Annotated in this window: 19 protein-coding genes; 14 read left to right on the top strand and 5 right to left on the bottom strand. The window is 47.9% G+C overall.

What is annotated here, in order from left to right; genetic code table 11:
- Positions 1–26 precede the first annotated feature (26 nt).
- The 3 genes from NF543_RS16615 (at position 27) to NF543_RS16605 (ending at position 5,786) form a co-directional block, all read left to right on the top strand.
- Positions 27–2,774 (top strand): M14 family metallopeptidase, encoded by a 2,748-nt coding sequence (locus NF543_RS16615; RefSeq protein WP_257669301.1) that lies wholly within the window; start codon positions 27–29, stop codon positions 2,772–2,774.
- A gap of 215 nt (positions 2,775–2,989) precedes the next feature.
- A complete protein-coding gene (locus tag NF543_RS25425) occupies positions 2,990–3,463 on the top strand; it encodes a Sec-independent protein translocase subunit TatA/TatB (protein WP_308379065.1) in 474 nt (157 codons plus the stop codon).
- Between the two features lie 82 nt (positions 3,464–3,545).
- Positions 3,546–5,786: a Tex family protein gene (locus NF543_RS16605; RefSeq protein WP_257669300.1), complete on the top strand. Its 2,241-nt coding sequence runs from the start codon at positions 3,546–3,548 to the stop codon at positions 5,784–5,786.
- A 77-nt stretch (positions 5,787–5,863) separates the two neighbouring features.
- On the opposite strand, the gene cysM is transcribed toward NF543_RS16605, so the two are convergent.
- The 4 genes from cysM to NF543_RS16585 form a co-directional block, all read right to left on the bottom strand.
- A complete protein-coding gene (gene cysM / locus NF543_RS16600) occupies positions 5,864–6,736 on the bottom strand; it encodes a cysteine synthase CysM (protein ID WP_257669299.1) in 873 nt (290 codons plus the stop codon).
- A 3-nt stretch (positions 6,737–6,739) separates the two neighbouring features.
- Positions 6,740–7,552, bottom strand: a complete 813-nt coding sequence (epsC, locus tag NF543_RS16595) for a serine O-acetyltransferase EpsC (RefSeq protein WP_257669298.1) — start codon at positions 7,550–7,552, stop codon at positions 6,740–6,742.
- Between the two features lie 124 nt (positions 7,553–7,676).
- Entirely contained in the window at positions 7,677–8,060 is a 384-nt protein-coding gene (locus NF543_RS16590) for a DUF3037 domain-containing protein (protein WP_257669297.1), read from the bottom strand.
- Positions 8,038–8,814, bottom strand: a complete 777-nt coding sequence (locus tag NF543_RS16585; RefSeq protein ID WP_257669296.1) for a HipA family kinase — start codon at positions 8,812–8,814, stop codon at positions 8,038–8,040. Before NF543_RS16585 ends, NF543_RS16590 begins: the two co-directional genes overlap by 23 nt.
- 75 nt (positions 8,815–8,889) lie before the next feature.
- On the opposite strand from NF543_RS16585, the gene NF543_RS16580 reads away from it, so the two are divergent.
- The 9 genes from NF543_RS16580 (at position 8,890) to NF543_RS16540 (ending at position 18,277) form a co-directional block, all read left to right on the top strand.
- Positions 8,890–9,438: a DUF1599 domain-containing protein gene (locus tag NF543_RS16580; RefSeq protein ID WP_257669295.1), complete on the top strand. Its 549-nt coding sequence runs from the start codon at positions 8,890–8,892 to the stop codon at positions 9,436–9,438.
- 7 nt (positions 9,439–9,445) lie between these two features.
- Complete coding sequence (locus NF543_RS16575) at positions 9,446–10,633, top strand: BT_3928 family protein (RefSeq protein ID WP_373275014.1); 1,188 nt, start codon at positions 9,446–9,448, stop codon at positions 10,631–10,633.
- An 8-nt stretch (positions 10,634–10,641) separates the two neighbouring features.
- Positions 10,642–11,166: a shikimate kinase gene (locus NF543_RS16570; RefSeq protein ID WP_257669293.1), complete on the top strand. Its 525-nt coding sequence runs from the start codon at positions 10,642–10,644 to the stop codon at positions 11,164–11,166.
- Between the two features lie 133 nt (positions 11,167–11,299).
- Complete coding sequence (locus NF543_RS16565; RefSeq protein WP_257669292.1) at positions 11,300–12,244, top strand: glycerophosphodiester phosphodiesterase family protein; 945 nt, start codon at positions 11,300–11,302, stop codon at positions 12,242–12,244.
- A gap of 74 nt (positions 12,245–12,318) precedes the next feature.
- On the top strand, positions 12,319–13,032 hold the full coding sequence (locus NF543_RS16560; protein ID WP_257669291.1) for an ATP-binding cassette domain-containing protein: 714 nt from the start codon (positions 12,319–12,321) through the stop codon (positions 13,030–13,032).
- A gap of 99 nt (positions 13,033–13,131) precedes the next feature.
- Positions 13,132–13,707, top strand: coding sequence for a hypothetical protein (locus tag NF543_RS16555; RefSeq protein ID WP_257669290.1), 576 nt, complete (start codon positions 13,132–13,134; stop codon positions 13,705–13,707).
- 106 nt (positions 13,708–13,813) lie between these two features.
- Positions 13,814–16,216 carry a gliding motility-associated ABC transporter substrate-binding protein GldG gene (gene gldG / locus NF543_RS16550; RefSeq protein ID WP_257669289.1) on the top strand — a complete coding sequence of 801 codons (2,403 nt, stop codon included), beginning with the start codon at positions 13,814–13,816 and terminating at the stop codon, positions 16,214–16,216.
- A gap of 216 nt (positions 16,217–16,432) precedes the next feature.
- Complete coding sequence (locus NF543_RS16545; protein WP_257669288.1) at positions 16,433–17,245, top strand: helix-turn-helix transcriptional regulator; 813 nt, start codon at positions 16,433–16,435, stop codon at positions 17,243–17,245.
- Positions 17,246–17,419: 174 nt separating this feature from the next.
- On the top strand, positions 17,420–18,277 hold the full coding sequence (locus tag NF543_RS16540) for a 3-keto-disaccharide hydrolase (RefSeq protein ID WP_257669287.1): 858 nt from the start codon (positions 17,420–17,422) through the stop codon (positions 18,275–18,277).
- Positions 18,278–18,346: 69 nt separating this feature from the next.
- Here the strand turns inward: NF543_RS16540 and rpsT are convergent, their stop codons facing one another.
- Positions 18,347–18,601, bottom strand: a complete 255-nt coding sequence (gene rpsT, locus NF543_RS16535) for a 30S ribosomal protein S20 (protein ID WP_257669286.1) — start codon at positions 18,599–18,601, stop codon at positions 18,347–18,349.
- A 173-nt stretch (positions 18,602–18,774) separates the two neighbouring features.
- Here rpsT and NF543_RS16530 point away from each other — a divergent pair, with 173 nt between their 5' ends.
- Positions 18,775–19,311 carry an RNA methyltransferase gene (locus NF543_RS16530; RefSeq protein WP_257669285.1) on the top strand — a complete coding sequence of 179 codons (537 nt, stop codon included), beginning with the start codon at positions 18,775–18,777 and terminating at the stop codon, positions 19,309–19,311.
- A gap of 193 nt (positions 19,312–19,504) precedes the next feature.
- On the top strand, positions 19,505–20,383 hold the full coding sequence (gene sucD, locus NF543_RS16525; RefSeq protein WP_257669284.1) for a succinate--CoA ligase subunit alpha: 879 nt from the start codon (positions 19,505–19,507) through the stop codon (positions 20,381–20,383).
- Positions 20,384–20,389 lie beyond the last annotated feature (6 nt).

The following is a 20,389-nucleotide window of genomic DNA, read 5'->3' as shown; positions in this document are numbered from 1 at the left end:
TTCTAATCCAATTCAATTGCAAACAAATGCTGAAACGTATCACTTTTTCCTTACTGGCATTTGTCCTAGTATGGACACAGGCCCTCGCACAGCACATCCCCACACCCAAAGAACATTTCGGGTTCAACATCGGGGACGATTACACACTGGCTAATTACATGCAGACCGAAGCCTACTTTAAAAAGCTGGCTGCGGCATCTAATCGGGTAAAAATGGAGTTGGCTGGAAAAACCTCGGAAGGTCGCAACCAGTACCTGATTATTATTTCTGCGCCTGAAAATTTGAGTAAAATAATCGAGTATAAAGAAATCTCCCAAAAGCTAGCGCATGCCGAGATGACGGAAACAGCAGCCAAGGAGCTATCCTTGGCAGGAAAGCCGATCATATGGATCGATGGGGGATTACACTCCACTGAAACGGTGGCCGCACAGCAACTCACTGAAACCTTTTATCAACTCGTCAGCCGCAATGATCCCGAAACCCTACGGATACTTGATGAAGTCGTCATCCTACTTTTCCACTGCAACCCTGATGGGCAGGATCTGGTATCCAACTGGTACATGCAGCATGAAGACACGGCTAAGCGGAACAAAAATACACCCACACTATACCATAAGTATGTGGGACATGATAACAACCGTGATTTCTACATGAATAACCTAATAGAAAGCACCACCATATCTCGCTTGCAATACATTGAATGGATGCCGCAGATTATCTACAACCACCACCAATCAGGCCCTCCAGGAACTATTCTCGCAGGGCCTCCCTACCGCGACCCGTTCAATTACGTACTCGATCCCCTGCTCATCACCGGCATAGACGGAGTAGCCGCCGCGATGATCAATAGACTCAATGCCGAAGACAAACCCGGCTATACACGGCTTAGTGGTTCGGTCTTTTCCACTTGGTGGAATGGCGGACTGCGTACCACTCCTTACTACCACAACAGCATTGGTATATTGACGGAAATTGTAGGCGATCCCACTCCCATGACCATACCCCTCGTACCCGATAGGCTCGTACCCAATAATGCCACCCCTTACCCGGTGTCTCCCCGCCCATGGCATTTCAAGGAGGCCATTGATTATTCCGTTTCCCTCAATTATGCCATCCTCAATTATGCCAGCCGTGTGGGCGACGAATTGCTGTACAACAGGTATAAAATGGGGCGCAATGCTATCGAAAAGGGGAACCAAGATTATTGGACTCCTAAACCCAGCTATATCCACAAGATAGAAACCGATTACGCGGCAGACAAAAAAGCGGGTAAAACCGGTGGGGAAGCCGACGAAGGGCACTATGGGAATCGCAACAACATCCCCACAAGCTATTACGATGCAGTGTTCAAAAACCCCGCGCTACGTGATCCCCAAGGGTTCATCATCCCTGCAGATCAAACAGATTTCCCCCGGGCAATCCACTTCATCAATGCCCTGATGAAATCCGGAGTCTTGGTGCATACAGCCACATCCGATTTCTCCGTGGCCGGCAAAGCCTATCCTGCGGGTTCATACCTCGTCAAAACCAGTCAGGCTTTCCGCCCCCATGTTATCGACATGTTTGAACCCCAAGACCACCCGAATGATTTCCAATATCCCGGAGGGCCACCCGTGCGACCCTATGACGCCGCCGGATGGACATTGGCCTACCAGTTTGGAATTGAGTTTGACCGCATATTGGATTCCTTTGAAGGGCCATTCGAACCTCTTCCCTATGGCCAATTGCAAGCACCACCGTCGCAAACGGTCGCTAAGTCATCGGCGGGCTACCTATTGAACGCCGAAGTTAATAATTCCTTTATAGCTGTCAACAAACTACTTGCGGCTGGCATAAACGTATCGCGTATCACCAATCCGATAGAAGGCGCATCTGCTGGTTCGTTTTATGTCCCGGTGAAAGGCCTGGCTGTTCTTCAAAAAACGGCTGATTCTTTGGGGATAAGCCCCATAACGGTCAGCACCAAACCTAAAGGCCTCATGGAAATCAAGCATCGGCGGATTGCCCTTTTTGATCAATATGGTGGCTCCATGCCCTCCGGATGGGTGAGGTGGATGCTAGAACAATATCATTTTGCCGACTTCACCGTGGTATACCCGGGAGAAATAGATGAAGGTGGCCTCAAGGAAAAGTATGACATCGTCCTGTTCATTGGAGGCGGTATCCCATCTGCCAGTGGCCAAGGAGGAGGACAACGACGCGGTCGAGGGCCAAATGCGGATGACATACCGGAAAAATACCATCACATGCTTGGCAGTATTACCAAAGAAATCTCCATTCCCAAACTAAAGGAGTTTTTGGAAGCAGGGGGTGAAATCTTCACCGTTGGAGCCAGCACGGCACTGGCCTATCATTTGGAGTTGCCCGTCAAGAATGCCTTGGTAGCGATAGATAGCAGTGGCCAGGAAAAACCGTTACGTAGCGAGCAATTCTACGCGCCCGGAAGCATCCATCAAGTGTTTGCAGACACCGTCGACCCCGCTGGCTGGGGTATGGCAGCAAAGGTGGATGTCATGTCGAACAACAGCCCTGTGTTTAAGTTAACTGACGATGCGGCATCCGAAGGTATTACGCCGCTGGCTTGGTATGGCGATGAAAACCCGTTAAGAAGCGGTTGGATTTGGGGGGCGGATTACCTCAAGAACGGGGTGGTGGCCTTTTCAGCGCCAGTGGGTAAAGGAAAACTTTATGTCTTCGGTCCGGAAATCACGTTCCGAGCCCAACCCCATGGCACATTCAAGTTGTTATTTAACACATTATATCAAACCCAATAGTTCTTTCTGCCGTCACCGATCAAGCAGATCATCGCTGATTTTTGATCATTAGCTGTGTGAATCCGCAATATCCGCATCATCGGCGTTCTATTTTTAGTTTATGCGATCCAAGACATCGACGGTTTGCCTATTGGCGCCAACTATTTTCACCCAAAACATGGATATCACAAAATTTACCCCTACCTTAGCGGTTACAAAATAGCGAAGATATAGTTATGTTGAGTACAGTATTGGCATTCCTGAATATTGGAACAAGTGAGATGATGCTCATCATCGGAGCGGCATTGTTGCTGTTCGGGGGCAAGAAATTGCCAGAATTGGCTAGGGGCTTGGGACGAGGTATCCGCGAATTCAAGGATGCTTCAGAAAGCATTAAGCGTGATATCAGTGAGCAGATTAATAATTTCGAAAAAGATATAGACGTGAAGGATGTCATTGTGGATGATGCCGAACCCAAAAAATTGAACGAAAGTAATCCTTCTACACCAGCCGGCACCTACCAACACAATCCCGGACGTGAACCCGACTATTATGGTAGCGAGGGCCCTTATTATAATGACAGCTATTCATATACCCAGCCCGAGGCTACCGAAAACACGGAGGATCCATCTCAAGAAAGCACTTCGAAGGAGGAAAACACAGCTTCTAAAACACCTCGTTTACCGGAAAACGAAGAAAAGAATACGTAGTCGATTTAGCTGATCATTACTTTCCATTCTCAGCAATTAGCAGTGCAACTGTGTTGTCCACCCATTTTTTTCCATTCCATCCATGACCCACGAAATTCGTATTTCCAAGGAACTTACGTTGTCAGAAAGACAAGTGAGCACCACCATTGCACTCCTTGATGAAGGTGCTACCATTCCATTCATTTCCCGCTACCGCAAGGAAATGACAGGCAGCTTGGATGAAGTGCAGTTAACACATATACGTGACCGTGTGCAGCAATTGCGCGACTTGGATAAACGTAGGGAAGTCATTCTCAAATCGTTGGCGGATCAGGGAAAGCTCACCCCCGGATTGGAGGAACAGGTCAGGGCTGCCGAAACCATGGCAAGCTTGGAAGATATTTACCTTCCTTACAAACCCAAGCGCAAAACCCGGGCAAGTGTGGCCCGCGAAAAGGGGCTCGAACCCCTCGCCCAGCTCATTCTCTCGCAGGATGGCAGCAATATCAGGAATGCAGCCCAGCTATTTCTTGATGCAGACAAGGGGGTAAATGACGTGGAGGAAGCATTGGCTGGAGCACGTGACATCATTGCCGAAACCATTGCTGAAGATGCTTCCGTTAGAGCCAAGACCCGGCATATTTTTCTGGAAAAAGGACTTTTCGTATCCCGGGTGGTACCCGGCAAAGAGGAAGACGCCCTCAAATACAAGGATTATTACGAATGGTCGGAGCCATTGAAAACAGCTCCCTCGCATCGGATTCTGGCCATGCGCCGGGGCGAAAAAGAAGAAATGCTGTACCTCGACATTGAAGTATCCGAAACAGATGTATTGCCACTGTTGGACAATGCCTACATAAAAGGCGCCGGCGAAGCGAGTGCACAGGTGCGTATGGCCATGCTCGATGGGTATAAACGCTTGCTCAAACCTTCCATGGAAACCGAGGTACGGGTGCTTACCCGTGTACAGGCCGATGAAGAGGCCATACGGGTATTTACCGAAAACGCCCGGCAGCTATTACTTGCTGCACCACTTGGCCAAAAACGGGTGATGGCTCTTGACCCCGGATTTCGTACAGGTTGCAAAACCGTATGCCTCAACGCGCAGGGTGAATTGCTTGATAACACGGCGGTATTTCCCCATACCGGTGCTGCAAAAGCCGAGGAAGCCGCCAAGACCATCCATTTCTTGGTGGAAAAACACCAAATAGAAGCCATCGCCATTGGCAATGGTACGGGTGGGCGTGAAACGGAGGCTTTCGTACGCAAACTGGCCATTCCGGATGTTACCATAATCATGATCAATGAAAGTGGAGCCTCCATCTATTCGGCGTCTGAAGTTGCCCGCGAGGAATTTCCAAACCATGATGTGACTGTACGTGGTGCGGTGTCCATTGGTCGTAGGTTGATGGATCCTTTGGCCGAGTTGGTAAAAATCGACCCAAAATCCATTGGTGTAGGCCAATACCAGCACGATGTAGACCAAACAAAGCTTCAAACGGCGTTGGACGATACGGTCATGAGCTGTGTAAACGCGGTGGGTGTGGAACTCAATACCGCATCCAAACAAATCCTGTCATATGTGTCGGGCTTGGGCCCCTCGCTAGCGCAGCAAATCGTCAACTACCGCCATGCAAATGGTGTATTCCATAGCCGTGAAGCGCTGCGGAAGGTACCCCGTCTCGGAGACAAAGCCTTTGAACAGGCGGCGGGTTTCCTGCGTATACGCAATGCCGAAAATCCACTCGACACGAGCGGCGTGCATCCCGAACGGTATGCGTTGGTGCAACAAATGGCCGCTGATCTGGGTCATGATGTAGCAACTTTACTCCGTGATGAGCAATTACGTAAACAAATCCCCTTGCGCGACTACATAAGCGATACCGTGGGGATGCCTACCCTCCGGGATATTCTTGCCGAATTGGCCAAACCGGGCCGTGATCCGCGTGAGCAATTTGAGCAATTTTCCTTTACGGAAGGCGTGAATAGTGTTGCCGACCTGCGTATTGGCATGCGGTTACCAGGTATCGTCACCAATATCACCAATTTCGGGGCATTTGTAGACATCGGTGTACACCAAGATGGCCTCGTACACCTCAGCCAATTGGCCAATCGCTTTATAAAGGATCCCAATGAAGTGGTGAAGGTACAGCAAAAAGTGATGGTAACAATTACGGAAATCGACGAAAAGCGTAACCGCATTAGCCTCTCCATGAAAACGGAAGAACGCCCTACTCCAAAGAAAAACGCAGGAAATAAAACCCGGAAAGTAGAAAAGCCAAGAAATCAAGAAAATGACTTGGTTTCCAAATTAGCAGCGCTTAAAAATAAATTTGGGTTTTGATGGAATGGAACACGGATGACACGGATTCGACGCATAAATCCATCTGATCTGTGTTATCGGCGTTCCAATAATAGTACTCATCCAAACAGATCACTGGTCAAGTAGCGGTCGCCCCGGTCACAGGCGATGAACACAATGATTCCTTCATCCAGTTCTTGCGCCAAGCGAACAGCACAGGCCAAGGCACCTCCCGTGCTCATGCCCACAAACACACCTTCCACCCTCGCCAATTGCCTTGTCATTTCCGTCGACTCCAGTTGCGAAACATCCATTATACGGTCTACCCTACTGGCATCATAGATTTTGGGCAAGTATTCCGTAGGCCAACGGCGAATGCCGGGGATGGATGATTCCTCCGTAGGTTGGCAACCTATGATTTGGATAGCCGGATTTTGCTCCTTCAAAAACATCGAATTGCCCATAATGCTTCCGGTAGTACCCATTGCGCTTACAAAATGCGTGATTTGTCCCGCTGTATCACGCCAGATTTCCGGACCCGTTGTCTTATAATGCGCTAGGTAATTATCCGGATTGGCAAATTGGTTCAAGATGAAATAATCGTCCTGCTTTCCCTTCTCCTCGGCATAATCTCGGCAAACTTCGATGGATTCCAGTAAGGTGACCTTCGCACCAAAGGCTTCCATGGTGAGCGTGCGCTCCCGGGTAGAATTGGATGGCATCACCAGCTCGATGTCCAGCCCATAGATTCGGGCAATCATGGCCAGCGCGATGCCCGTATTGCCACTGGTCGCTTCAATCAAGCGGGTTCCTTTTTTGATATCCCCGCGTTCCAAGGCGCTTCGAATCATGTTAAGCGCGGCCCTGTCTTTCACACTTCCCCCCGGGTTGTTGCCTTCGAGTTTTGCATATAACTGCACCCGGGGATTAGGATTCAATTTCTGGATTTCTACTAGTGGGGTGTTCCCTACACAATCGATAATCGTTCCCATCTTTCAATGCGCTGTTTTGGAGTCCACAATTTTAACGGTAGGTTGATGATACGCCGTGGAATATGGCGGGATGCTCGATGTAAGCCATACATTGCCCCCAATCACGCTGTCATGGCCAATAACTGTTTCCCCACCAAGGATGGTCGCCCCAGCATAAATAATCACACGATCCTCAATGGTAGGATGCCGTTTAGTATTTGCCAAGATTTTCTCCACACTCAATGCGCCCAACGTTACCCCTTGATATAGCTTCACCTGGTTACCAATCACCGCCGATTCTCCGATGACAATCCCCGTACCATGGTCGATGAATAGGTATTCGCCAATGGAGGCACCGGGATGAATATCGATACCGGTAGCGGAATGAGCATGCTCAGTTAGGATTCGTGGAATCAGGGGTACCTGCGATTGTAGCAATGCATGGGCCATACGATATAAGGAAATGGCAAAGAATCCCGGATAAGTACGGACGACTTCAAATTCACTTGAGGAGGCGGGATCTCCTTCATAAATGGCCGCCGCATCGGTATACATCACCCGTCGCAATTCCGGCAGGGTGCCAAAAAAGTGCTTGGCCACCAATTCGCTATTGCACTCTTCACAAGCCTTGGTCTTGTTGAGAATACTGATTAATTCCTTTTCAGACTGGACAAACTGCTCCTTGAGCTGGTCTATGGTCCTGTCGGGATGTGTTTGGCGTTCAGGAAAAATCAAGTCCAATAGACGTAGTGCCCAAGCCGCAATGGTATGATTGGCTGGCACATCCGCTATTTCCCGTTGTTTATCATGAAGGTTATTGAAAAACTCCTCGTTCATTGTTTGTTGTTATAATCTTTATAAAGAATAAAGAAAAGAAAATTAGTATATTTTGGCAACAGTACCCTCATATTATGACATTCATTCCAATTTACAAAGTCAGCTAAAGACCGGTGGTATCGTATCAAAGTACCAACTTCTCATATAAACGTTCCAGTGCCAATCCCGCATCCTTACATAGCCCTGAGTGCACGGGCGATGTTTGTACGACCGTGCTCCGCTTAGCCGTGAGCCAACGGAAACGCTCCGCCATCGGCAAAGCAGCAATGGGCCCTCCATCGGCATTGCCCCAGCAGATACGTTGGAAAGCCAACAGATATGCCTTTAGCTCATCCCTATCCAATGGAGCAAAGAACACTTCACATCGAGTTGTATCCAAGGCAAACCGCACGTCCAGAAAGTTTTGCCCACGGCAATATAGCACCACCCCCACGTTTAGGAATTCTTCCCGCTCCACCCTTGGAACGATACGGACAACGGCATATTCAAATAATTCGCTTTCTTGCATTTTGCGCCTCGTTTACAAACCTAGTCGATGCGGCCACCCGCATCTCCAAGAATTCAGCATATACCTCCCTCGCTTCATCAGGAGAAATTCCACCTACATCCATCAACCATTCGTCGGGCACCAAATGCACAATTGCCCGGATGCGATCTGCTGTGAGCATGGGTTTCAGCGCAAGGTCCGCCTCTTCCAATTCAGACGCCCAGGGGAGCAGCACATGTTCATTGACTTTCACGAAGGGCCTGGTAGCCTGTTCTCGCCAATTGTTCCATGAATGGTGGAAATACAACGATGCTCCGTGATCTATCAGCCATACCTCCTTATGCCACATCAGCATATTGGTGTTCCGCGCCGTGCGGTCAACATTCGTCAATAAGCAATCCAACCATACGGTACGCGAAGCCAACGTCGCGTCCACTGTGGTAACCGCGGGGTCAAACGTAATTGCTCCCGAGAGGTAATGCAATGCGAGATTGAGCCCTGTGCTGGCCCGCAGTAAATCCTGTATCTCCTCATCCGGCTCGGTTCGGCCAAAAGCCTCATTGAGGTTGGCAAACACGATTTCAGGTACCCGGAAACCCAATGTACGGGCAATTTCTCCACCCAGCAGTTCAGCGATCAGCGCTTTGGTTCCCTGGCCCGCCCCCCGAAACTTCAGTGCATATAAAAATCCGTCGTCTGCCTCCGCAATGGCGGGCAATGAACCTCCTTCACGTAAGGGAGTGACATAGCGTGTTACCTGTACAGTACGTATCATCAAATTATTCACCTCCAAATATCCATATAATTTTGCGAATCGTAAATCGTAAATCTTCTTATCTTTGCCGATAACATGGATACATCAGCACAATACGACCGCGTCATCAAGCATTGCCAGCAGTTATTCACCAAAAAAACTACAGATTATGGTACCGCATGGCGAATCATGCGCTTGCCGTCCATCACGGACCAACTTTACATCAAAGCCCAGCGCATCCGTACCCTAGAAGAAAAAAAAGTATCCAAAGTGGGTGAAGGGGTGATGGAAGAATATGTAGCGATCGTCAATTATTGCGTGATAGCCATCATGCAAATGGAATTGGGGGTCGATGAGGATGAAAATCTGCCATTGGAAACCGTCGTGCAGAAATATGATGAAGCCATCCATGAAACCAAGGAATTGATGTTTGCCAAAAACCATGATTATGGTGAAGCATGGCGCGATATGCGGCTGACATCGCTTACCGACCTGATTTTGATGAAGGTATACCGCGTGAAGCAAATTGAAGACAACCAGGGCCAAACGGTTGTTTCAGAAGGCGTGAAAGCCAACTACCAAGATATGCTCAACTATGCTGTATTTGCGCTGATCAAACTCGGAGTTGCTGCAAATAAACCATAACCACATGATGCAAACCACAAGTAATCTCCAAAAACGAACAAACTACCTGCTGGGATTCGCAAGAATATTCACGGGCCTATTGTTTATCTTTTCCGGACTTATCAAGGCCAATGACCCGATAGGATTTGGATATAAGTTAGAAGAATATTTCCATGTCTTCGGCACCCACTTTCTCAATGACTATTCGGTGATTATCGCCGTGGTAGTATGCGGCCTCGAAATTTTGCTTGGCACATTATTGTTACTCGGATTTTGGAGGCGAACGGTTGCTTGGGGTTTACTGTTGCTCATCCTATTTTTTACGTTCCTTACGTTTTATTCCGCTTTTTTTGAAGTAGTCACTTCCTGTGGATGCTTTGGAGACGCCATACCGCTCACACCCTGGCAGTCATTCATAAAAGACTTGGTATTACTCGCGTTGATCTTGATCATTTTCTTCAACCGTAGCCATATTAAACCCGTCACGACGGACCGATACACCAAAACCATCACGACTGTGGCGTTGGTTATCTTATCACTGGGTATTGGCATCTATACCGTCAATTACCTGCCATTTATCGATTTCCTACCCTACAAGAAAGGCAATAATATTCCCGAGCTGATGACCTTGCCGGAAGGAGCCGAGGGCGACCAGTATGAAATTCGCTATACCTTACACCATAAATCTTCCGGCGAACAAAAAAAAGTATCGGACAAGGAATACATTGCCGAAGAAATATGGAAGGATGAAAACTGGGAAATCGTTGGCGACCCTGAAAGCAAACTGGTAAAAGAAGGACACCAGATTCCCATTCCCGATTTGCTGATAAGTGATGCCAATGGAAATGATTTCACTCAGCAGGTCATCGAAAATCCCTATTACAACATCATCATCGTGGCCTGGAACCTGGATCATACGAACCTTGAGGCATTGCGCAATATCAATGCGCTGGTGATGAATGCAGCCGACGCCTACAATATACGTTCGGTATTGCTTACCGCAAACAGCACACAGGATGCCGAAAGAATCAGTGACGACCTGAAACTATTGGCTGAAATTTTTTATGCCGATGCTGTACCGCTCAAAAGCATGGTTAGGGCTAATCCAGGGGTATTACTTATGCAAAATGGTGTAGTGATTGACAAATGGCATTACAATACGCTGCCTGATTTCGACACCTTGGACAAAACATATTTCAGCAAATCTTATCAATAGCGCATTCCATGGACAACAAAGACAGACCCGTGTTCATTGTGGGCTTCATGGGAAGTGGCAAAACCACTTGGGGCCGCAAGCTCGCCCGCAAGACCGATCGGGCATTCATTGATTTGGATGCGCGGATTGTCGATGAAGCAGGCATGTCCATTGCCGGGTATTTCTCGCAGCACGGTGAAGCACCATTCAGGGAAATGGAAAGCCAAGTGCTGAAAAACCTACGCTTTACGGATCCGGTTATTGTGTCTACAGGCGGGGGTACCCCTTGCTACTTTGACAACATGGCATGGATGAATGAAACCGGGACAACCATCTACCTTCAGCTGCCCCCCAAGGCAATATGGGATAGGCTCATGCAGACCGACATCACTTCACGGCCGGCGCTCAATGGTTTATCAGGCGAGGAATTATTGGATTACATCACGCTTAAATTAGCCGAACGAGAACCTTTTTACAAACAAGCCAAGTACACGATAGACCAATTGTCCTTACAAATGGCTGAATTGATTGAACTAGTTGAAAGCGATAACTAATACCCCAAATCCTACTTTTCTCATAAAAACGACATTTTTCGTCAATAAACCTCAATAAATTACATTTTGGCATTAAAATCGCTAGGTAAATAGTAAGGCTTTCCCCTTATTTTGTTGCGTTTAAATTTATTTTATGGTCAAGGATTTTACTAAGTTCCTTTTTGTCCTTTTTATTGCAAGTTTATGTACTTCCTGCCTACCTTCCGGTATCGGCAGCGGAGAATTTCGTTATAACGCCAATAAAATAAAACTCAAAACGACCACCGACTTATACCGTTTCCTCACTTATAACGAAAAGCGTTATCCCTTAGTCAGCGCACACCGCGGGGGACCCACTGCAAAATTTCCTGAGAATGCTATTGAGACCTTTGAAAACAGCCTTCGTCAGCATCCAGTCATCATCGAATGCGATGTCCGTGTGACCAAAGATTCCGTACTGGTACTCATGCATGACGAAACCGTGGATCGTACCACCACGGCTACAGGCAAGGTGCATGAATACGATTTGGTTGCACTGAAGAAGCTCCGCCTAAAAGACCCGGATGGCCAGGTAACGGCGTACCGTATCCCCACGTTGGATGAAGCGCTCCGATGGGGTGCCGGAAAAGTCATCTTCACGATCGACGTTAAACGAGGAACACCCTATGCATCCGTTGTAGAGGCCATTCGCCGCAATAAGGCAGAGGCCTATAGCGTGGTCATTACATACAATGCTGACCAAGCAGCGACCGTACACCGGTTGGCACCCGATTTGATGATTTCGGCTTCCATTCATTCGGCCAGCGACCTACTCCGGCTCAATGACCGCAATATTCCCGACAACCGGCTTATGGCATTTGTTGGTACCAGCGAAGTGAATAAACAGGTATATGAACTCCTCCACGGACACGGTATCCTATGCATATTAGGTACCATGGGCAACTTGGACAAGCAGGCGACCAGCCGGGGGGATACGGTATACACTGGTTTGGTGGAACGGGGAGCCGACATCCTATCGACTGACAGGCCCGGAGAAGCGGGAAAGGCCTTAAACTCTTACCGGAAGCAATACAAAATAGCTTCGGCATATATCAATTAAAGCTGCCGTTTTCAGCATCTAGGTCCATCTTAATTCCTTCCAATCAATAAAAAACACTTATTTTCGCCAATAAGATGTCGATCCATGTAACCAATCTTAGCAAATCTTACGGCCATCAGCTTGCCCTGAAGGGCATTTCTTTCAAGGCCAGCCCCGGCAGGATATTGGGTTTCCTTGGACCCAACGGCGCGGGGAAGTCCACCACGATGAAAATCCTTTCCGGCAGCCTATCGCCTTCTTCGGGCCAAAGTGTTGTATGTGGCTTCGACATCCAGCAGGATAGCCTTGCGGCACGTCGGCACATCGGCTATCTACCAGAAAACAATCCGCTCAACACCGATATGTACGTGCGTGAAGCGCTGGATTTTATGGCAGGGATGCATGGCATACGCCACAAAAACGCACGAATAGATGAAGTCATCAGGCTGACGGGGCTAAATCCAGAGCAACACAAAAAAATTAACCAGTTGTCCAAAGGCTACCGCCAACGCGTTGGCTTGGCTCAAGCTATCCTGCATGATCCCGATGTACTTATCCTGGATGAACCGACCTCCGGGCTGGATCCCAACCAATTGCAAGACATCCGTTCATTAATCAAGCAATTCAGCCTTGAAAAGACGGTATTGCTATCCACCCACATCATGCAAGAAGTGGAGGCTATCTGTGATGATGTGGTCATTATCAATCAGGGTGAAATCATTGCGGATTTCGCATTAAGCAAGCTCCATACCATCTATCCAGAAGACAACTTAGAAAAACTATTCATTAGGCTCACAGCTAACAAATAGGAGCTAATTTACCCTATTTTAAACAAAATGGCACGTTTTATGTTAACAACCTAAAGACATTTAACCATATTAATTTTGAAACATTAAAAACAGAAAACCATGAAAAGCGTATTTTTATTCTCAGTACTCTTCTTGACAGGTGCTTTTTTAGCAAATGCTCAAGAAATCAATAAGCCGCAGACAACGGCCGATGTGGGGATGACCCCAATCCAGAAGGGTAATTGGATCGTTGGTGGCGCTATTGGCGATATAGGTTACAGTTTTGAAGGCGAAACTTTTAAAATAGGACTTGCCCCTACGGCTGGATATTTCATCACGGACGGATTAGCTTTGGGTTTACAGCCTTCCCTGTCTTTTCGTACGGTGAAAGATGGAGATGACATTTGGGGATATGGTATTTCTCCCTTTATTCGTTATTATTTCCCCCAGGGTTCTAGTGCTTCCGGCCGCTTCTTCGCACACGGCAATATAGGTATTGCAGGTAGTTCTCCTGGTGATGGTGCTACGCTAGATGTTGGAGCTAATATTGGTTATGCTCATTTTATTACTCAAAATGTAGCATTAGAAGCCATGGCGGGTTATAATTATAAAAAGGCGTCGGTTGAAGGATCGCAGAAGCACACTGGGCTTGGTGTTAGCTTAGGCTTCCAAATCTACATACCCGGCCAACGATAAGCTGATTCAAAAAAACAAAGCAAAAAAGCACGGGCTAACTAGCCCGTGCTTTTTTGCTTTGCAACCTATATTTTCCTATTTTCGATGCCGCATAACACCAAACAATTTGCTAAGCATCTATAAAAGAGAAATTGCCGCTTATTTCAACTCGCTGACCGGATATCTAGCCGTTGGCCTGTTCCTGTTGGTCTCCGGTTTATTACTGTGGGTATTCCCAGATACGAGCATCCCTACCCATGGCTATGCTTCCCTGGAAAGTTTCTTCCAGCTAAGCCCCTACTTATTCATGTTCTTGATACCGGCCATTGCAATGCGTAGCATCGCCGGCGAAAAAGCCGAAGGTACTTGGGAACTGTTGCTTACCCGCCCTATCCGGATGTGGGATTTGCTCTTTGGAAAGTACTTGGGCAGCTTCAGCATTGTGGTGCTGGCCCTCGCACCCACCTTGATCTATTATTACACTGTATACCAGTTAGCCATGCCCGTTGGCAACATAGATACAGGAGCCGTTATCGGTTCCTACATCGGTCTTTTACTCTTGGGAGCCACGTTCACCGCCATCGGGGTTTTCGCATCGGTTTTAAGCAACAACTCCATCGTGGCGTTTTTGCTCGCTGTCTTTTTATGTTTTTTATTTTTTTATGCCTTTGATGCCCTCAGTGGATTGCCACTTCTTTCCGCTTACGAATATACCGTCTCCTCTTTGGGTATTCAATCCCACTACGAAGCCATCAGCCGGGGAGTGATGGATAGCCGAGATCTTATCTATTTCCTCAGTCTCGCGGCGTGCTTTCTCTGGAGTTCTTATGTCTTATTGACCAAAAATCGGAACCCTTGGAAGAAAACGCTGGTACGCTGGCTGATGGTGGTGGCTGGTATCTTGGTTGCCAATATCTTTGCTTCCATCTATTTTGGCCGTGTCGATTTTACCGCCGAAAAGCGATTTACCTTCTCCCCCATTTCCAGGCAAACCGTGGGCAATCTCCCCCAAGGCGTTCATGTCACTGTATTCCTCGAGGGCAAGCTACCAGCGGGCTTTACCCGGCTACGGAAGGCCACTGTCGACTTATTGAGCGACCTGAAAGCCTATTCGGGTGGCAAGTTAACCTACTCATTCATAAACCCGATGGATGGCAATGCAGAGCAGCGGCAGCAAAATATGGAAGCGCTTGCCGATAGGGGCATTTCTCCTACCAACTTAAATGTGCGTACGGAAACCGGATTTACCCAGCAGCTTGTTTTCCCCGGAGCCCTCATCACCTATGGCAAGGAGGAGATACCGGTAGCCCTCCTCCAAAACCGCACGGGAGCCTCTCATGAACAGGCATTGAACAATTCCGTGCAGAACTTGGAATATGCGTTCGTATCCGCGCTCCGCAAGGTGGCATCGGGCGGCAAACCCTTGGTCGGGTTTACCGAAGGGCATGGCGAATTGAACAATTTGCAACTCCATGATGCCATCCAAAGTTTGATGAATGGATATCAGGTGGGGTTTGTGGATCTGAACAGCATTACGGTTGAAGGATTGGACCAACTGAAAGTGCTTATCGTAGCCAAGCCGACTCGCCCCTTCACCGAAACGGAAAAATATAAAATCAACCATTTCGTGATGAATGGGGGTAGCATGTTGTGGGCTATCGACCAATCGGATGCCGAGTTGGATAGTCTGCGCACCACCGGTGACCAAACCGTGGTCGCCAGGTCGCTCAACCTCGATGACTTGTTATTTACCTATGGCTTGCGCTTCAATTATAACCTTATTGCCGACATGAATTGCGCGCAAATCCCATTGACCATGGGCCATATGGGCGGACAAGCGCAAATTGAACTGGCACCATGGCTTTTTTACCCCATCTTTGTGCCTACTACCAATCACCCCATCTTGAAAAACCTTGATGGCATACGTAGTGAATTTGCCGGCACACTCGATACGGTAGCTGTTCCGGGCGTAGCCAAGGAAATCATTCTTCAATCATCACCTTTTTCCCGATTGCGCAACATCCCCGCCACCATTTCCTTACAATTGGTGGAAGAAGAGCCCAATCCGGCCGAATTCAAAAACCAGCCATACCCTGTGGCAGTAATATTAGCGGGCAAATTCCCCTCCGTATTTGCCAATCGTCCGATACCTGCGGGGATAACCCTTTCGGATCAAGTGCCCGAGCAAGGCAAACCCGCCAAGATGCTGGCTATTGCCGACGGCGATGTATTCAAAGGGCAGGTAAATCCCACGGACGGCTCGCCTTATCCACTAGGTTGGGATCGGTATACCGAACAACAATATGGCAATAAATCGTTCCTGCTGAATGCCATGGATTACCTCACCGATGATGCGGGCATCATTGAACTGCGGGCCAAAGAGGTGAAACTCCGCTTGCTGAACCAAGTGAAGGTCAAGGATGAATCGCTTTATTGGCAGTTATTAAATGTAGCCCTTCCTCTCATCCTGCTCATATTGTGCGGCGTGATGCAGCAGTATCTGCGGAAGCGGAGGTATGGTTTGTTTTAACGCCACGGCGTATGGTTATGGATGTACGATGCTAAGCTTTTTCCAAACGGTAGTTAAGCATTTTCAAACGGTTTTAGTAGGGAAAAACATTCTTTTACTGCTTATCACCTTACGTCATAAATTTATCCAATTTAGACAAAGAATCATATTTTCTGATTATTTTCGCCCATTGAACCGCAATCAAGTGGCACTGAACAGCTGGAATTAGCTCGTTAAATGGAAAAATATGTAAATAGGTATTACCTCACCGAGGTGGACCGATACCCGGACACCATCTATTGCCACCATGCCATGATGGGGGAAAAACTCATCCCTGAACACGAACACAAAAAAGGCCAATTCCTCTACACCGAAGGCGGGGTCGTCTACCTCAATACACCAGAACAATCTTATTTCCTGCCCGCAAGGCATTACATTTGGATTCCCGCGGGGGTACGGCATAGTATCCATCCCAGCTCACCAGAGGTAATCATGCGCAACCTGTATTTTCCGGTATACGCATGTGACGATGCGTTTTTCTTCCGGACAGGAATATACCCGGTGGATGACTTGCTGATGGAATTGATGATGTTTACCAACCGGTGGAACGGCAACATCCAGCGTGATGAAGAGAGTCGCTATAGCATCGCCAAGGCATTTAAGATGCTATTACCCGAACTGAGCAGAGGGGCCCTGCCCTTGGCTTTGCCTTACCCGGATGATCCCCGACTCAAGAAAATCGTCAAATACCTGGATAAACACATCGCAAATACCATTAGCGTCAAGCATGTGGCCGATCATTTCGGCATCAGTGAACGGTCCCTAGCCCGCTTGTTCCAAAAGGAACTCAATATGTCCTTCATCCAGTATTTCACGATTTTGAGGATGCTCAAAGGCTTGAAATTGCTACTGGATGAAAAACTCAGTATCAACGAAGTGGCCACCAAAGTAGGATACAGCAGTTTACCCACATTCAGCAATACGTTCACCAAGATTGTGGGGGTGAGACCCAGCGAATATGTCAAACACCGAGGGGTTTGGGATAAGTAAATGGAAGGCAAAGTGTACCAATCCCATTCCTTAGCGGCCTTCGCGAGAAAGTGGAGCGCCTTTGTGGTCTCTGCGTGAACCCTTTTAACAGATTGATGCATTTTGTCGTACACCCTATAGGACTTTAGTAATTTATTATTATCTTCAACGCGTTGAACGAATAATTATATCTTAATGAAAACATCCCTCATTCTCGCAGCGACATTGGCTGCAGCCGCAAGTGCATGCACAAACTCGGCTAATGAAAAAAATGATACCTTGGAATGGATACAGCTCTTCAATGGAAAGGACATCAACGATTGGACCGTTAAAATCTCCAAACACGAAGTGGGTGAAAACTATGCCAATACCTTCCGTGTGGAAGACGGCTTTATGAAAGTACGGTACGATGGGTATACGGATTTCGATAAGCAATATGGCCATATCCATTATAACACCCCCTATTCGGCCTATCTCCTACGTGTGGAATACCGCTTTACAGGCGAACAAGTACCGGGTGGCGAAGGTTGGGCTTGGCGCAACAGTGGCGCGATGCTCCATGGGCAGGATCCGAAAACCATGTTGAAAGACCAGGATTTCCCCATCTCCATAGAAGGCCAACTGCTTGGCGGAGATGGTACAAATGAGCGGACGACCAGCAACCTCTGCACACCGGGCACCAATGTGGTGATGGAAATCGACGGTGAAGTATTCACCCCCCATTGCATTAATTCCAGTTCCAAGACCTACCATGGCGACCAATGGGTTACTGCCGAATTCCTCGTACTGGCAGATTCCGTGGTGCACCACATCCTCGAAGGGGATACCGTGATTACCTATTACAAACCCCAGATTGGTGGCGGAGGCGTGTCCAACCACGACCCTGCCGTAAAAGAAGACGGGAAATTGCTGAAAAGCGGATATATTTCCCTCCAAAGCGAAAGCCATCCCATCGACTTCAGGAAAGTGGAATTGCTGGATCTGGAACCGTACATGCAAGACCAAGGCAAACTCCAGCAGGTGCTGGAAAGATTGAAATCGGAAAAACGCTAAGCGCACATCAACTAAAAAAAGCCGCTCTGGATATCCAGAGCGGCCTCTATATTTTTTATACCTGTACTATTATGACAAGCTATTCACAAGTTTCGTCAACTTCGACTTGTTGTTGGAAGCTTTGTTCTTGTGGATAACATTTTTCTTGGCCAAGCGGTCAAGCATTGAAATCACCCGCGGTAACAATGTTTTCGCATCTTCCGCAGAAGTGGTGTTCCTTAATTTCTTGATTGCATTACGGGTCGTCTTTGCCTGATAGCGATTCCTGAGACGCTTTGTGGCGTTTGACCTGATTCTTTTAAGTGCTGATTTATGATTTGCCATTTATTCTAGCTAATTTATTCCTGCCTTGTTTTTCGGACTGCAAATTTAGCATCTTATTTTCAATATTCAAAACAATTATCTCAAAATTTCATATACTAGTAAAGAATACAGGTCTGGGGCTTCCCAACTTCTTTCCTATCTTTGCGGCATATCGCCAATAAAAGTCAAATCATATGCATATAAAACGCTCCATGGGCCAATTGCAGCGGCCATCCATCGAAGCATTCAAGGCACAGGCCAAACTTCCGGTCGTACTCGTACTCGATAATGTCCGTAGCCTGCACAATGTAGGTTCGGCGTTCCGCACCGCTGATGCGTTTGCATTGGAGCGGATTGCGCTGTGTGGCATTACGGGCACCCCACCCCATCGTGAGATTGAAAAAACCGCCCTTGGTGCCACCCAATCTGTGGAGTGGAACCATGTAGCCGAAACGGCGCAGGCCATCCAGCAACTCCGTGAAGAAGGTTACCATATCATCGCTATTGAACAAGCCGAAGGCAGCATCCCCCTCCATCAATTCGCTCCGGTATATCCGGAAAAATATGCCTTGGTATTCGGCAATGAGGTTCATGGCGTATCGGATGAGGTGATGCTTGCCGTCGATTCCTGCATTGAAATCCCGCAATCGGGTACCAAGCACTCCCTTAATATTGCGGTATCCATCGGCATTGTATTATGGGATTGCTACCACAAACTCCACCTCCAATGAGAGATTCGCAATAAATACCACATTATCTCTTCCAAACATTTCCACATCTCATCTCAAAAAACCGCTAAATTGCTTTTATAATACCGTTTCCATGAACGTGCTTATACCGGTGAAGCCAACTTGAACCCTATGCAAATTAACATTTGGGAAAAAAAGCAATTTTAGCTAAGTTTGCGGTGCAAAAAACAGAACAATGAGCGTATTAGTAAATAAGGATTCAAAAGTCATCGTACAGGGCTTTACAGGCAACGAAGGCACTTACCATGCTTCGCAAATGATTGAATACGGCACCAATTTGGTGGGCGGCGTAACACCCGGCAAGGGTGGCCAAACACATTTGGAACGGCCTGTGTTCAACACGGTGCAAGAAGCTGTGGATAAAACCGGGGCCAATGTCTCCATCATTTTCGTTCCTCCGGCATTTGCCGCAGATGCCATCATGGAAGCTGCTGCCTCCGGCATCGGGGTGATTGTGTGCATTACCGAAGGTATCCCTACCAAAGATATGATCCAGGTAAAATCATACCTGAGTGATAAGCGCTCAACGCTGATCGGGCCAAACTGCCCCGGTATCATCACCGCCGATGAAACGAAAATCGGCATCATGCCCGGTTTCATTTTCAAGAAAGGCAACGTGGGCATCGTATCCAAATCAGGCACCCTTACCTATGAGGCGGTGGACCAAACGGTGAAAGCCGGATTGGGCATTACCACGGCCATCGGTATCGGTGGTGATCCCATCATCGGCACCACCACCAAGGAGGCCGTAGAACTATTGATGAATGACCCCGAAACCGAAGGTATCATCGTTATCGGTGAAATCGGCGGTGGCATGGAAGCCGAAGCCGCACATTGGATCAAGGAATATGGCACCAAACCTGTAGTGGGGTTCATTGCCGGGCAAACAGCGCCTCCGGGACGCCGCATGGGCCACGCGGGAGCTATCGTGGGTGGTGCGGATGACACCGCTGCCGCCAAGATGAAAATCATGCGTGAATGCGGAATATGCGTAGTGGAGTCGCCCGCCGAAATCGGCAAGGCCATGGCTGAGGAATTGGGTGTACGTGCCTAGTAGCTA

The organism is Parapedobacter tibetensis (genome assembly GCF_024704835.1).
GTDB classification, from domain to species: Bacteria; Bacteroidota; Bacteroidia; order Sphingobacteriales; family Sphingobacteriaceae; genus Parapedobacter; species Parapedobacter tibetensis.
Note: the sequence above shows the minus strand (reverse complement) of the source record. Positions and strands in the feature narration are given on the sequence as shown.

What these genes read in the sequence shown, in the direction of transcription:
- NF543_RS16540 (WP_257669287.1), top strand. Translation starts at nt 17,420, where the DNA reads ATGAAAACATCCCTCATTCTCGCAGCGACATTGGCTGCAGCCGCAAGT.
- NF543_RS16580 (WP_257669295.1), top strand. Translation starts at nt 8,890, where the DNA reads ATGGATACATCAGCACAATACGACCGCGTCATCAAGCATTGCCAGCAG.
- NF543_RS16560 (WP_257669291.1), top strand. Translation starts at nt 12,319, where the DNA reads ATGTCGATCCATGTAACCAATCTTAGCAAATCTTACGGCCATCAGCTT.
- NF543_RS16575 (WP_373275014.1), top strand. Translation starts at nt 9,446, where the DNA reads ATGCAAACCACAAGTAATCTCCAAAAACGAACAAACTACCTGCTGGGA.
- rpsT (WP_257669286.1), bottom strand. Translation starts at nt 18,601, where the DNA reads ATGGCAAATCATAAATCAGCACTTAAAAGAATCAGGTCAAACGCCACA.
- epsC (WP_257669298.1), bottom strand. Translation starts at nt 7,552, where the DNA reads ATGAACGAGGAGTTTTTCAATAACCTTCATGATAAACAACGGGAAATA.
- NF543_RS25425 (WP_308379065.1), top strand. Translation starts at nt 2,990, where the DNA reads ATGTTGAGTACAGTATTGGCATTCCTGAATATTGGAACAAGTGAGATG.
- NF543_RS16530 (WP_257669285.1), top strand. Translation starts at nt 18,775, where the DNA reads ATGCATATAAAACGCTCCATGGGCCAATTGCAGCGGCCATCCATCGAA.
- NF543_RS16585 (WP_257669296.1), bottom strand. Translation starts at nt 8,814, where the DNA reads ATGATACGTACTGTACAGGTAACACGCTATGTCACTCCCTTACGTGAA.
- NF543_RS16570 (WP_257669293.1), top strand. Translation starts at nt 10,642, where the DNA reads ATGGACAACAAAGACAGACCCGTGTTCATTGTGGGCTTCATGGGAAGT.
- NF543_RS16555 (WP_257669290.1), top strand. Translation starts at nt 13,132, where the DNA reads ATGAAAAGCGTATTTTTATTCTCAGTACTCTTCTTGACAGGTGCTTTT.
- NF543_RS16590 (WP_257669297.1), bottom strand. Translation starts at nt 8,060, where the DNA reads ATGCAAGAAAGCGAATTATTTGAATATGCCGTTGTCCGTATCGTTCCA.
- sucD (WP_257669284.1), top strand. Translation starts at nt 19,505, where the DNA reads ATGAGCGTATTAGTAAATAAGGATTCAAAAGTCATCGTACAGGGCTTT.
- NF543_RS16565 (WP_257669292.1), top strand. Translation starts at nt 11,300, where the DNA reads ATGGTCAAGGATTTTACTAAGTTCCTTTTTGTCCTTTTTATTGCAAGT.
- NF543_RS16605 (WP_257669300.1), top strand. Translation starts at nt 3,546, where the DNA reads ATGACCCACGAAATTCGTATTTCCAAGGAACTTACGTTGTCAGAAAGA.
- cysM (WP_257669299.1), bottom strand. Translation starts at nt 6,736, where the DNA reads ATGGGAACGATTATCGATTGTGTAGGGAACACCCCACTAGTAGAAATC.
- NF543_RS16615 (WP_257669301.1), top strand. Translation starts at nt 27, where the DNA reads ATGCTGAAACGTATCACTTTTTCCTTACTGGCATTTGTCCTAGTATGG.
- NF543_RS16545 (WP_257669288.1), top strand. Translation starts at nt 16,433, where the DNA reads ATGGAAAAATATGTAAATAGGTATTACCTCACCGAGGTGGACCGATAC.